This is a genomic window from Rhizobium sp. No.120, from assembly GCF_054558365.1.
On the sequence record NZ_BAAJNQ010000009.1, the window covers coordinates 209,981 to 222,724 of the forward strand.

The window sequence follows — 12,744 nt, forward strand, 5'->3', positions numbered from 1 at the left end:
TCTCTCCGTAAGATCACAAGCCGGCTGCCTGCGGCAATTTGTTCAAGGAAAGGTCACCATAAAATCCGGTTGTATCATGGAAAGAAAAACCGGCGCTTTGATCCTTGTGAATCAAAAACTGGCCATGCTCCAGCGCCACGATTGGAATGTTCATGGCCTCGGCAAAATAGACGCTGAATGGGCAAACTAATGTCGGCTCGAACCTGACGTCATGTTGCCACGGCGTGTTGATGAAATCATCTCCGCCAATAAAGCCGCCCGCTTTGATTTTCGGCCATATCTTGATTAGGTCAATTGTAATTCCCCGCAAGGTGTGGTCTCCGTCAATATAGACAAAGTCCAGGCTCTCATCTGGGATCTCATCGACCACCTCAATCGTGCGCCCCCTCAATATCCTTCGTTTATGTCTAGCAAAAGCGGTCTTTAAGTCCATTTCATGATATATTTCATTGAATACTTCTGGACTGACGTTGAACGGCTTGTTCCAGTCTGGAAGGTTCGCCCAAGGATCGATCATGTAGTACAGTTCTAGATTTTCTGCCGCTGCAAGGATCTCGGCAGCAAAATCGCCTTTCCAAACTCCAATCTCGGCCATCACGCGGGTTTGCGCAGCATTGAGGAGCACCGTCCACAAACGGTGCCGAGAAGGCAGGCCGCCCAGCAACTTTTCCACATCGATGCCACTAATATTCATTTTGTCAGTTCCTTTATTTTCGAGCTGGGCTCCGAGGACATCAAGTCGACATACCCGAAAGACATAGTTCGTTCGCTTGGAGCGACCCGAAACATAAGGGCGTCCATTACCCGGTGTGCGCAAGAAGGCTCCTCTAAGGACCAGACGCCGCCGCCGACAAAGTAAGCGCCTGGTAGCAGGCACATGCGAAACGAAAAACGAACGACGAACTCCCTGCCCGATCGAGCGTCTTCCAGGTAAACACCGTCCTCAGGGTGCCGCTGCCCCGTCACCACCCCGCCGGAGATATTACGAATATGAACTCCGAAAAAGACTCCCGCAAAGTCGGAGAGAAATTGTCCCTTCATCTCGATCGTGTAGGTATTGCCGAGGTTCAGTACATTTACGATATGTTCATTGTCATCAAGGATTGCAAAACCGGTTATTTCGGCGCCCTGCATTGGATACGCAACGGTCGTTTCCGGCACGAGACCTGGGTCAAAGGACGCAGCGCTTACCTGCGCCTTTTTCTCTTCGGTAGTGTGGTACCCATTGGTCGCGTCGCCGTCTCCGCCAAACGCAAGATATTCTTCCACCAGTCTTTGATAATCCTCGGCAGGCGCATAAATGAGCTTTTGATAGGCGCGAACGGCACGCGCCGGCTCGGCGTCCATCAACCGGATCCCTCTATCCAAGAATAGAGCGCGGTCGCACAACTCAATGATGCTGCCGGCAGAGTGAGAAACGAACAATATAGATGTACCGTTCGCCTTGAGTTCCTCTAAGCGAGCAAAACATTTTCGCTGGAATTTTTCGTCTCCGACCGCGAGAGCCTCATCCACCACTAAGATCTGTGGATCTATCATCGCCTGAACTGCAAACGCCAAGCGGACCACCATCCCGCTGGAGTAACTCTTTACGGGTTGGTCGAGAAAATGTCCGATATCGGCGAAAGCCGCAATTTCATCAAAGCGCTCGTCGATCTCACTCTTTTGGACTCCTAAGATTGCCGCGTTCATATAGACATTTTCACGCCCGGTGAATTCCGGATTAAATCCGGACCCCAACTCCAGCAGGGCCGAGATACGACCGACGGTCTGTATACTGCCTTCAGTGGGGCTGAGCGTACCACAAATCAGCTGAAGCAAAGTCGATTTTCCGCTCCCGTTGCGTCCAATTATGCCGACCGTTTCACCTTTTTTAACCGTAAAGGAGACATTCTTTAGCGCCCAAAATTCTTGAAAATACTGTCGCGATGACCTTCCGAGTTGACGACGTAACCGAGGCAAGATGAATTGCTGCAGCCGTGCCCGCGGGGTGTCGTAAATGTGGTAGCATTTGCTCACATTCTCAACGTTGATAGTTACATCAGAGGACATCGGCGAACCCCTTGCGCGTCTTCTGGAAGCAGAAAAAGCCGAACCAAGCCACTACCAAAGCTACGACCGTACAAGCCGCGATCAGCCCGAAATCCGGCATTTTGCCCCAGAATAAGACATCTCGAGCTTGTTCAATCGCCGGCGTCAGGGGATTGAGATAGAGAAGCAAACGTACGTTCTCTGGCAAGGCGCTAGCTGGATAAAACACCGGAGACAAAAACATCAAAGCCGTCATTACGATTCCCATGACCTGGGAAACATCGCGCAAAAACACACCAAAGGACGCCAATATCCAACTTGCACCTAACACGAACATCGAAAGCGGCACCAACAGAATCGGAAAAAACAGCACCGTCAGGTGTGGTAAGCCATAGAAAACAACGTACGCGAGGAGCCAGACCATAAGACTGATAAGCAAATGGAAAAGCGCTGAGCCAAGGGCTACTGATGGCAGGATCTCAAGAGGAAACACGACCTTCTTTACATAGTTCGGGTTTCCGATCACGAGGCCCGGAGCGCGAATGAGCACATCGGAGAAGAGGCTATAAACCATTAATCCGGCAAATAGAACCAACGCAAACTCAACTTTCGATCCGCTCCCGGCGCCCCATCGGGCCTTTAGGACGGAACTGAAGACGAATGTATAAATGCTGAGCATTAGTAGTGGATTGAAGAACGACCAGAATATGCCGAGGACTGACCCGCGGTACCGCCCCAAAACCTCGCGCCTGATTGACGTAACGATCAAGTTTCGGTTGCGCCAATGGCTAGCCAGTATTTCCGGAAAACTAGTCGAAAAATCTTGCATCAGCCTGATAGCTCCGCATTGTTAAAGTGAGTTCCGCAATAATTTTCTCATCCAGCCCTGCTTCGTTAGAAGAGGTTTTGAGCGCCGTTCACTGTACGATGGATTGCTAATACGCGCGAGGTGACGGTTTGACGGTGTATCGTTGGCATCGGCTAGCGGCCGTTCCATACGATGGGCGCGATTCGATTACCTGAGCGAGATGAGGCAATATCATAGTTTAGATCCGTCGCGGGCAGCTCTAGCGATTCAGCTGTTCATGGGAACATAGAGCCCTTCCAGCTCTTTCGCAATTTCTGATAGAAAACTGCTACGCATTTTCCTTTGTTTGCCGACATTCTAACCTTCGGCGAACTGCCACCTACCCAGATCGGATACGGGCTGTCAATGCCGACAGAAAAATCACCGAAAATGCCGAAGTAAAACTCCCCACGTGTGCAGACCCGCACGACAACGAGAGATCGTCATTTTTCTTTGATCTTCCACGCAGTTGGTGGAAACACGTCAAAACTGGGAAGATTCAAACGGCACTAATGGGCGTCTTGGTTCGGCACTGACCCGCGCAAGGCAGCCGCTACGATCTCGACTGATGCAAACTACCGCGCGGATGCCTCCAAGATTTGGCCGAACCGCTCAGTCCAGCGGACCATTCAGGGCTTGCTGTAAGTTAAGGCGCCGCCGCCGCATTGAGAATTGCTAACAGATCCGCAACAGTATCGTCGACGCCGCGAAGAGAGCCATCTACCCTCACCTCCGGCCGCTCCGGCGGCTCGTATGGACTACTGATGCCTGTCATGTTGGGAATTTGCCCGGCACGGGCCTTTCTGTATAGGCCCTTAGGATCTCGCTCTTCACAAACCTCCAGCGGCGTGTCAACAAAGACCTCAACGAAATACCCGTCACCGATCAACTCCCGAACCATTTGGCGTTCGCGCCTGAAAGGCGAAATAAGGGCCGCCAAAACTATAATGCCGGCATCCATCATCAATTTCGCCACCTCGGCGATACGGCGTATGTTCTCGACACGGTCGGCGTCGGTAAAGCCAAGATCCTTGTTTAACCCGTGCCGCATATTATCGCCATCGAGAATATAGGTTCTACGACCGGCTTTATGAAGCTCTCGCTCAAGGGCGTTGGCTATGGTTGATTTTCCCGATCCCGATAGACCAGTAAACCAGATCACCTTGCCGGTATGTCCATTCAGCCGTTCCCGATCGACCCTCGTGATGGACAGCGCCTGGCGATGGACGTTCTGGGAGCGCCTGAGATTGTGACGAATCATTCCAGCCGCAACAGTCGCATTGCTGAAGCGATCGATCAGAATAAAACTTCCAAGGCCTTTGGACTGCCCATAGCTTTCCAATACCAGAGGACGGCTAACCGAAACGTTACATACGCCAATGTCATTTGACACAAGCTGCCGTGCGGCCTCATGCCCAAAGGTATTGATATCTACGCGATATTTGATGGCCGAAATTGAAGCGGTGGCCGATTGAGTGGAGAGCTTAATATCGTAAGTTCGCCCGATCAGGCCGGGATCCGGATCCATCCAAACGATTGTCGCGTCAAAATGATCACTCATATCCAGCGGTTTGTCGGCAAGCGAAAGCACATCACCGCGTGACACGTCGATATCACGATCGAGTCTTATCGTGATAGCGCTGCCTTGCGAAGCCTCTAGCGGGCTTCCGTCCATAGTGACAATTTCCGCAATCTTCGTGACTTCGCCAGACGCTGTGTTTCTGATTGAATCACCCACACGCGCTGTACCGTCCAGGACTGTTCCACAAATGCCCCGGAAGCCTGCGTGCGGCCTATTGATCCACTGGACGGGAAAAACGAATCGGTCCGAGGGCGCTTGACGCACCTTGAGGGTCTCTAGTTGTCCAAGCAACGTTGGACCATCATACCACGGCATTTTAGGTGATCGGCGGGTTACGTTCTCACCGTTTAAGGCACTGACGGGGATAGGCGCGAATGTTTCGAAGTTCAGAGCGCTAACAAAGACTGCCATGGCTTCCGACAGTCGTACTGAAATCTGGTGGTCGTATTCCACCGTGTCCATCTTGTTGATCGCCATTATCAAATGACGGACACCCAGCAAGGACGCCAAATATGCATGCCGTTTCGTTTGCGGAAGCAATCCCTTTCGGGCATCCACCAGTAGAATCGCCAAATCCGCGGTCGAGGCAGCCGTCACCATGTTGCGCGTGTACTGCTCGTGACCAGGAGCATCCGCGACGATAAATCTGCGGCGTGATGTTGAGAAAAACCGGTGTGCGACGTCGATCGTAATGCCCTGTTCGCGCTCGGCTGATAAGCCATCGAAAAGTAACGCGAAGTCGATTGCCTCACCTTGGGTTCCGTAGCGCTTTGAATCCGTCTTTAACGTCTCAAGCTGATCGTCCGCCAATGCCTGCGACTCCCAAAGCAACCGTCCAAGAAGGGTACTTTTGCCATCATCCACGCTACCGCAAGTGATTAAACGCAAGAGATCCTGCGAACCCTGTTCCGAACCAAAGGCTTCGAGTATTTCTCGGGTGGTCCTCGCCGGCGCAACTGGAACTCGGATTCCACGTCTCATCAAAAATATCCTTCCGCCTTCTTTTTTTCCATGCTCGAACTAGATCCCAAATCAATCAAGCGTCCTTGTCTTTCGCTCGAGCGAGATTGCAACAACTCCGCTACTATCTCCGAGACAGTGGATGCTTCCGATTCGATCGCTCCGGTGAGGGGATAGCAACCGAGCGTCCGGAAGCGCACTTTGCGGGCGCAAATTTGCTCATTGGGCAAAAGATGCATGCGATCATCGTCGACCACCAGAAGCATACCGTTCCGATTTACGACAGGTCGCTCTTTGGCGAAATAAAGGGGCACAATTTCGATGGCCTGATCATGAATGTATTGCCATATGTCGAGCTCGGTCCAATTTGAAAGCGGAAATACGCGAATGCTCTCCTCTGCTCGCTTTCGGGTATTGTAAAGGTTCCAGAGTTCCGGTCGCTGGTTCTTCGGATCCCAGGCATGATTGCGAGCGCGAAAGGAGAATATACGCTCCTTCGCACGCGACTTTTCTTCATCTCGTCGCGCGCCGCCAAAAATGACATCAAACCTATGAAGATCAAGGGCTTGCTTTAGCCCCTCAGTTTTTGTGATGGAGGTATGGAGGTCCGCGCCATGGTCGAATGGATTGATATCCTTTTCGATGGCCTCCGGGTTAATATGAACGATGAGTTGCATTCCACTTTCCGCGCGGATGCGGTCACGGAACTGATACATCTCATGGAACTTCCATCGCGTGTCCACGTGAAGAAGCGGAAATGGAGGTGCCGCAGGAAAAAACGCCTTTCGCACCAGGTGAAGGAGAACAGAACTATCCTTTCCAAGCGAGTGCAGCAGCACGGGATTACGCGCTTCAACGTAAGCTTCCCTGATAATGTAAATACTCTCGGCCTCAAGCCGTGCCAGGTGACTGGACATTAACGACAAGGGCCGGGTAGACGCAGTCGATGTCGGGGGTGAACGATAGCTTAACAGCTGGATTCCGATACTTTCGTTGGAAGGAATTTCGCGACAAAACTGAGTTACAGCCGCATGCGGAAAGATAGCGATCGGTTTGCCGAGGTGTTGCCGCAGCTTTCTCAATGCAGTCTCAACTTGCGCAGAGTTAACCGGCGTAGACATGGGCACCCAGATACGCGATCCTCGTGCGTCGTTTGCATGCAAACACACCGACTGCGATTGCTCGAAAATCTGCACGAATAAAACAAGCGCTCTCTTGGAGCGCTGCTTATCCAAATCGGAATTCAAAACAAGCTGAACGGGCTGGCCTCCGAATTCATCGCGCAGATCCTCGGTTGTCAAAGCTGGTGGAAGTATGCCCAGTTCATGTAACCTGCGTTCGGCAGTGCGCTTTGTGTCGGCCTCGCCAATTGTTTTGAGATATTGAAACGCCAGTTCGCTGTTCCACACTTGATCGCCAGTTAAGCTGCGAACAACTCTCTCATTATCGTTTTGTCGCATTTTGCGTAACCTGAAATTTATCTTGCGTCTTTCCGAGTAAATAAGATATCATGGCATAAAATCGAAAGCCATATGCATATTGCGACAGATCATTTATCTTATCTGAGTCGCCTGAGAAGAAGCGGAAGATCACGCTGGATGCCCTCGACAGCTAAGCATAAGATGCGACCAATTTCACTACGAGTCCGCTCTACACGGCGGAGCCGGCAGTGATCGGCGGTATGAGAGTCGCCCACAGCCGCAGCCTCCTGGGCTTAGACCCCAAGTCGCCCGTTAAATGGCGAGAGGCGATAACATTCCTTGGGGGATCGGTTAGCGATCAAAGCTGATGAGATCGGCTTACGTTGCAGCGCTGTTCGCCGAGCTTGCGGATGCCGAGACTACATGATGCCGGAGCGCGTTCAGCCGTCTAGTCCAATCCGCAATGAACTACCGGGCGGCTCCGAGCCCTTTGTAATGGTGACGCTATCCGCACTCAGTTCTCGTGAGGTGCAGTCCGCCACCCGTCCTCCGTCGAGAAGGCGGACATATCCTTGGGGAAGAGGCAAGTCGCTTTGCCTCGTATGCCACGCCGCGTCACACCCCCGTAATCATCAAATCGGCCAATCGGTCCACGGTTGGTACTCTCCACCTTCTACAATTCAACGACATTCGTTGCCGGGCTGACGATATCTGCAAATGCCTTCTAGTCCGGCCGCAGCAGAACGCATCGAGAATTCCAAAATCGACGTGCTAATCGCCTCATGGACGATGATCTGCAATTTGGGATTCGACGGCCATGCGACGCGTGCGCCGTCGTTCCAGTGAATGGTATTCTTCATCCTGATTTGAATTGAATTTCTTCCCAATCAGGGGTAGAGGAAGCACTGGTGGTCCAGGGGTTTTGGTATGCAAAGCGATGATTTTTTCACTGATGAGGATTTGCGAAAGTTCTGGTTTTACACCCTGTCATGGGGACCAAGAATTATGCGAGGCATTTCCTATTTTTTGATCGCGTATGTACTAGTTAGCATCAATTCTTATGGGCTAGCGTGGCCCGTATGCCTCGCGACTGTAATAGGAATTCTCGGGGCAGGTACAGCAAGCGCTCGCATCGCGCATGTTGCAATAGCGGTCCTTCTTTTCATGGCCGTCATTCCGGTGGGCGCCATTCACGCGCTCAAGGATGCCGTCTTTTAGAGACTTGCCGCGTCGTCGGTAAAGAAGTCATCAATCGTCGCGCAGTAAGCCGTACGGTTCCGCGAGAAGCGGCCATTATTGGCGCAGTGCAAGGGAAAGCTCCGAAATTTTGGTAGGCGATCTGCACTGCTCGATCATTCATAAAGTGCCAACAGCTGTACCCATCCGAGATTGATGAGGATAAAGTCGACGATGTCGTCTTGACGCTGTCGTGGCTGACGCTCCGAAATGAGCGCTATGCCTGGAAGGGCTTCGACCGGGAAAAACGACGATTGCCCACATCTTAAGGGCCTGCTCGGCGATCCGGTGAACAAGTCGAAGTCATTGGGGCTGACGGACGAAGGGCGCAGCCGGTTAGCGCGGCACCTGGTAATGCCGCGCCTTGATCTTTTTCCCCTCCGAAGGCAAGAGCTTATGCGAGCGGGAAACTGGTCCAGTTTGAAGGATTCAGATCCCTGAAGAAATCAGTTATACATCCATGTTACCCTCGTCTGCGGGGTAGCAATTGACCTTGCCCCGTTGACCTAATCCATTTTGAAGTAAGCTCTGGCCCATTGAGAGGACCAGGGAATGAAGCGCAATCGTTTTACAGACGAACAGATCATCGGCATTCTGAAGGAGCACGAGGCTGGCACGCCGGTCTCGGAGCTTTGCCGCAAGCACGGCGTCAGCGATGCCAGCATCTATAAGTGGAAAGCCAAGTTCGGCGGCATGGACGTATCCGAAGCCAAGCGCTTGAAGACGCTGGAAGACGAGAACACGAAGCTGAAACGGCTCCTGGCAGATGCGATGCTGGACAATGCCGCTTTGAAAGACCTTTTGGGAAAGAAGTGGTGACGCCCGCAGCAAGGCGGAAGGCTGTCGCGCATCTGATGGATCACCACCAGATGAGCGAACGGCGGGCGTGTAAAGCCATCGGCTTTTGCCGGATGACGATCCGTTACGAAACCAGGCGCAGCGATGACTATGACCTTCGCGAGCGGATGAAGGCACTGGCGCATGAACGTCGCCGCTTTGGATATCGACGCCTTCATGTGCTGCTCAGGCGTGAGGGTCACCTTGTGAACCACAAGCGGCTCTTCCGGCTCTATCGGGAAGAGAAGCTGACGGTACGCAAGCGCGGCGGCCGCAAGCGAGCGATAGGCACGCGAGCACCGATGCTGATCCCGCTTGCCGCCAATGATCGCTGGTCACTGGACTTCGTGTCGGATCAGCTCACCGATGGTCGCAGGTTCCGGGTGCTTACGGTGGTCGACGATTGCACCAGGGAATGCTTGGCACTCGTCGCCGATACGTCGCTTTCCGGTCTGCGGGTTGCCCGTGAGCTGGACCGGATCATCGAGGGACGAGGCAAGCCGAAGATGATCGTCAGCGACAATGGCAGCGAGTTCACCAGCAACGCGATCCTGCAATGGACGGATCGGACCAAGGTGGAATGGCACTACGTCGCACCGGGCAAGCCGATCCAGAACGCCTTCATCGAAAGCTTCAATGGGCGGCTGCGAGACGAGTTCCTGAATGAGACTCTCTTCTCGTCGCTGGCTCATGCTCGATCAGCGCTTTCAAACTGGCGCTACGATTACAACGATCACCGCCCACACTCAGGCCTTGGTTGGCTGACACCTGCCGAGTTCGCTCAGACAATCAACCCGCGACGTGATGCGGTGCTGCGCAGCCGAAATGGCTCCGCACCGCACCCCGCCGCTACCGCCCAGAATACCGCAACCCAAAACCGCTGGAGCGTAAGCATCCGGTGATTGCCGCACCTGGCGCTGATGCTGTGTAGGTTCAGCGGTCTGACTGAAATGCCGCGACGGCTCTTGCCGCCTTATCGCAGCGCTCTGTAAGTTCTGGGTATGAGAGCCCCATGTGCTCGGTCGCGATCTTGAAGAGATACTGGGCGATGGCCTCAACTGAGGCGGTTTGGTTGGCCAGCATGCCAAAGACGGTATCGGCATAGGCATCATATTCGTCTTGCGCTTGAGGAATGTCCGACACCCCGATGGGGTCCCACTCGGTGAGCAATATTTTCCGAATGATAGCTCGGTTGGCTCTGCGATCCATCGTTGATCCTATGCCGCAACGGCTGCTGTTTGCGTCGGTTTCCAGTTCCACGGCAGCAATTGCTCCAGCCTGCTGATCGGCGTGTCGGCAATGTTGGCGAGAACGCCGGCGAGCCAAGCCTGTGGGTCGATGTCATTAAGCTTGGCGGTCATGATCAGCGTGGCCATGAAGGCGGCACGATCAGCACCACGATCCGATCCGGCGAAGAGCCATGACTTTCTTCCGAGAGCAAAGCCTCTGAGCGCGCGTTCGGCGGCATTATTCGTCAGGCAAATCCGGCCGTCTTCGAGGAAGGCCGTGAAGCCGTTCCAGCGCTTCAACATGTAGTCGATCGGCTCAGAGACAGGAGAACTGCGCGACAGCTTTGCCCGCTCGGTTTGGAGCCAGTCATGTAGTTCCTCGACGAGCGGCTGGCTGTCTTTGCGGCGGCGCTCCTGGCGCTGCTCGGGGCTAAGACCGCTGATCTCCCGTTCGATATCGAACAGGGCATCGATCCGTTTGACGGCCTCCAATGCCATTGGTGAGATCGGTGCAGCTTTGCTGCCACGTTTGGCGTTCGTGGCAATGTCGGCCAGCACGAAGAACTTACGGCGCGAATGTGCCCAGCAGAGTGCTTGGCGCAGAGGCGCGGGATCGCGATCTGCCTTGAACAGCGGGTTATAGCCGCCATAGGCATCCGCCTGCAGAATGCCGGTGAAGGTCTTCAGATGTCGCTCTGGATGCTCCTGCCGCCGATCCCGAGAGGAATAGTAGAGGGCGGCGGGCGGTGACTGTCCGGCGAACGGCCGATCGTCCCGAACGTAGGTCCAGATGCGGCCGGTATCGGTCTTTCCCCTCGCCAGGATCGGCACGGTCGTGTCGTCGCCATGCAGCCGCTCGGCCGCTAGGACATGGGCCTCGATCAACGAATGGATTGGCTTCAGGGCTGCAGCACACGCGCCGACCTGATCGGCAAGCGTTGACAGGCTGAGATCGATCCCCTCTCGGGCATAGCGCTCGCTCTGGCGATTGAGCGGCTGATGCTGGGCGTACTTCTCGAACACGATCATCGCCAGAAGGTTCGGGCCGGCAAAGCCGCGGGGTGTCACATGGAAGGGTGCTGGCGGCTGCGTGATCTTCTCGCACTCGCGGCAGGTAAACTTCTCCCGCACCGTCTGGATAACCTTCCACTGACGCGGGATGACCTCCAGGGTCTCGGTGATATCCTCGCCGAGCTTCGACAGCTTGGCCGATCCACAGCATGGGCAACTGGATGGGGCGGCAATAACGACGCGCTCGCGCGGCAGCTGTTCAGGAAAGGGCTTGCGTGACGGACGCTTGCGCTCGAAGGCCCTGACGGTCGAGCTTTTGGCAACCATCTCTGCCACGAGTTCGTCTTCGCCGGCATCAGCTTCGAGTTCTTCGAGTTGCAGTTCCATCTGTTCGAGAAGCCGCGCCGTGCGCTCAGAGCGGCTGCCGTAAAGCTCTCGGCGGACCTTCTCGATCTCCAGCTTCAGCCGCGCGATCAGCGCCTCGGAATGTGATACGAGCGCTTTTGCGCTGGCAGCTTCCGCCTTGGCTGTCGCCGCTTCCACCTCGGCAGCAACACGCAGCGCTCGCTCTTCCGCCAGCAGCGCGAGCGCACTGGCAAGGTCATCTGGAAGCTGGTCGACAGGGCTGTTCATGGCCAGATGGAATCATATTCGCCCCCGCTATTCCAGTGTTTTTGCTCATCCAACCGAGGTTGGTCGCCAGGTCTTTTGCGGCATCCGCCAGTCGATACCTTCCAGCAAATAGCCGAGCTGCCCAGGCGTAATCACGACCGTCCCATCGGCCGCCGACGGCCATATGAAGCGTCCACGTTCCAACTTCTTCGTGAACAGGCAGGCTCCCTGACCATCATGCCAGATGACCTTGATCAGGCCGCCGCCACGCCCGCGGAACACGAACAGGTGCCCACACATCGGATCGCGCTTCAGTGTCTCTTGCACCATCAGCGACAGACCGGGAAAGCCCTTGCGCATGTCCGTATGGCCGGTCGCCAGCCAGACCTTCACACCAGCAGGAACCGGGATCATCGCCGACCCAGCACACAATCGAGAATGCGGCCAAGTGCCTCCGTGTCGATGTCGCTGTCCACACGGACACGACGACCGCGGCCCAGATCAATCGTCACATCGCTGCGCTTCCGGCGGGGATGCGATGAGGCCGGCGCTTCTGAGGCAGCGGGCTGGGCTGCCGGCGCGGCCTCCGAAACGATCACGGGCACCAAGGTGCTCGACACCTGCGTCGACGGCTCCTCGATCCGGCAGAGTTCCTTGCGCCACCGAAAGAGTTGGCTCACGTGGATGCCGGCCGCACGGGCAATCTCGGAAAGAACCGCACCAGGCTCAAGGCAGGCTGCAACCAGTCGCTCTTTGTCCTCGCGAGACCAGCGCCGACGGCGCTCGACAGACATGATAACTTCAATCGGATGCTTGGTCATAGGACTACTCCTAGTGTTTGCACTAGGACTTCCGATGTTCGCATCAACCTCGCAAGACGGCCCTCACCGTGGGCTTACGCTGGAGCGAACTCAAAACTGGATAAAACTTGGGGGCAAGGTCACAATAAACTTGATCAGACGTTAGAGCGGGATGAAA

General features: G+C 54.7%; 10 protein-coding genes and 1 pseudogene. 2 read left to right on the forward strand and 9 right to left on the reverse strand.

All coding sequences use genetic code 11. From position 1 onward, the window contains the following. Window positions 1-13: 13 nt before the first annotated feature. The 5 genes from ACYJRZ_RS23125 to cysD all read right to left on the reverse strand — a co-directional run bounded on the left by ACYJRZ_RS23125 (window position 14) and on the right by cysD (window position 6,337). Window positions 14-694 (reverse strand): class I SAM-dependent methyltransferase, encoded by a 681-nt coding sequence (locus ACYJRZ_RS23125; RefSeq protein ID WP_459462907.1) that lies wholly within the window; start codon window positions 692-694, stop codon window positions 14-16. Then, window positions 691-2,052, reverse strand: a complete 1,362-nt coding sequence (locus ACYJRZ_RS23130; protein ID WP_459462909.1) for an ABC transporter ATP-binding protein — start codon at window positions 2,050-2,052, stop codon at window positions 691-693. The genes ACYJRZ_RS23125 and ACYJRZ_RS23130 overlap by 4 nt, the downstream gene beginning before the upstream one ends. Further along, window positions 2,042-2,860 (reverse strand): ABC transporter permease, encoded by an 819-nt coding sequence (locus ACYJRZ_RS23135; protein WP_459462911.1) that lies wholly within the window; start codon window positions 2,858-2,860, stop codon window positions 2,042-2,044. The genes ACYJRZ_RS23130 and ACYJRZ_RS23135 overlap by 11 nt, the downstream gene beginning before the upstream one ends. A gap of 664 nt (window positions 2,861-3,524) precedes the next feature. Further along, a complete protein-coding gene (gene cysC / locus ACYJRZ_RS23140; RefSeq protein ID WP_459462913.1) occupies window positions 3,525-5,441 on the reverse strand; it encodes an adenylyl-sulfate kinase in 1,917 nt (638 codons plus the stop codon). Continuing rightward, window positions 5,441-6,337 (reverse strand): sulfate adenylyltransferase subunit CysD, encoded by an 897-nt coding sequence (gene cysD / locus ACYJRZ_RS23145; RefSeq protein ID WP_459463009.1) that lies wholly within the window; start codon window positions 6,335-6,337, stop codon window positions 5,441-5,443. Before cysD ends, cysC begins: the two co-directional genes overlap by 1 nt. A gap of 1,877 nt (window positions 6,338-8,214) precedes the next feature. Between cysD and ACYJRZ_RS23150 the strand changes: the two are divergent. Then, a pseudogene (locus tag ACYJRZ_RS23150) lies at window positions 8,215-8,518 on the forward strand (DUF6429 family protein). A gap of 111 nt (window positions 8,519-8,629) precedes the next feature. Then, a protein-coding gene (locus ACYJRZ_RS23155) for an IS3 family transposase (protein ID WP_459462915.1) occupies window positions 8,630-9,816 on the forward strand; the annotation gives its coding sequence in 2 pieces (ribosomal slippage) (window positions 8,630-8,879 and window positions 8,879-9,816; 1,188 coding nt in all). A gap of 31 nt (window positions 9,817-9,847) precedes the next feature. Here ACYJRZ_RS23155 and ACYJRZ_RS23160 read toward each other — a convergent pair. Genes ACYJRZ_RS23160 through tnpA form a run of 4 tightly spaced genes read right to left on the reverse strand, consistent with a single transcriptional unit; the run spans window position 9,848 to window position 12,587 of the window. Continuing rightward, window positions 9,848-10,123: a hypothetical protein gene (locus tag ACYJRZ_RS23160; protein ID WP_459462917.1), complete on the reverse strand. Its 276-nt coding sequence runs from the start codon at window positions 10,121-10,123 to the stop codon at window positions 9,848-9,850. Between the two features lie 8 nt (window positions 10,124-10,131). Continuing rightward, window positions 10,132-11,787, reverse strand: coding sequence for an IS66 family transposase (tnpC, locus tag ACYJRZ_RS23165; protein ID WP_459462919.1), 1,656 nt, complete (start codon window positions 11,785-11,787; stop codon window positions 10,132-10,134). A gap of 45 nt (window positions 11,788-11,832) precedes the next feature. Beyond that, window positions 11,833-12,180: an IS66 family insertion sequence element accessory protein TnpB gene (tnpB, locus tag ACYJRZ_RS23170; protein ID WP_095436757.1), complete on the reverse strand. Its 348-nt coding sequence runs from the start codon at window positions 12,178-12,180 to the stop codon at window positions 11,833-11,835. Further along, window positions 12,177-12,587, reverse strand: coding sequence for an IS66-like element accessory protein TnpA (gene tnpA / locus ACYJRZ_RS23175; protein ID WP_459462921.1), 411 nt, complete (start codon window positions 12,585-12,587; stop codon window positions 12,177-12,179). The genes tnpB and tnpA overlap by 4 nt, the downstream gene beginning before the upstream one ends. Window positions 12,588-12,744: the final 157 nt, after the last annotated feature.

Bases quoted from the DNA above. Each gene is read 5' to 3' on its own strand.
- ACYJRZ_RS23125 (WP_459462907.1), bottom strand. From the start codon at position 694: ATGAATATTAGTGGCATCGATGTGGAAAAGTTGCTGGGCGGCCTGCCT.
- ACYJRZ_RS23130 (WP_459462909.1), bottom strand. From the start codon at position 2,052: ATGTCCTCTGATGTAACTATCAACGTTGAGAATGTGAGCAAATGCTAC.
- ACYJRZ_RS23135 (WP_459462911.1), bottom strand. From the start codon at position 2,860: ATGCAAGATTTTTCGACTAGTTTTCCGGAAATACTGGCTAGCCATTGG.
- cysC (WP_459462913.1), bottom strand. From the start codon at position 5,441: ATGAGACGTGGAATCCGAGTTCCAGTTGCGCCGGCGAGGACCACCCGA.
- cysD (WP_459463009.1), bottom strand. From the start codon at position 6,337: ATGTCCAGTCACCTGGCACGGCTTGAGGCCGAGAGTATTTACATTATC.
- ACYJRZ_RS23160 (WP_459462917.1), bottom strand. From the start codon at position 10,123: ATGGATCGCAGAGCCAACCGAGCTATCATTCGGAAAATATTGCTCACC.
- tnpC (WP_459462919.1), bottom strand. From the start codon at position 11,787: ATGAACAGCCCTGTCGACCAGCTTCCAGATGACCTTGCCAGTGCGCTC.
- tnpB (WP_095436757.1), bottom strand. From the start codon at position 12,180: ATGATCCCGGTTCCTGCTGGTGTGAAGGTCTGGCTGGCGACCGGCCAT.
- tnpA (WP_459462921.1), bottom strand. From the start codon at position 12,587: ATGACCAAGCATCCGATTGAAGTTATCATGTCTGTCGAGCGCCGTCGG.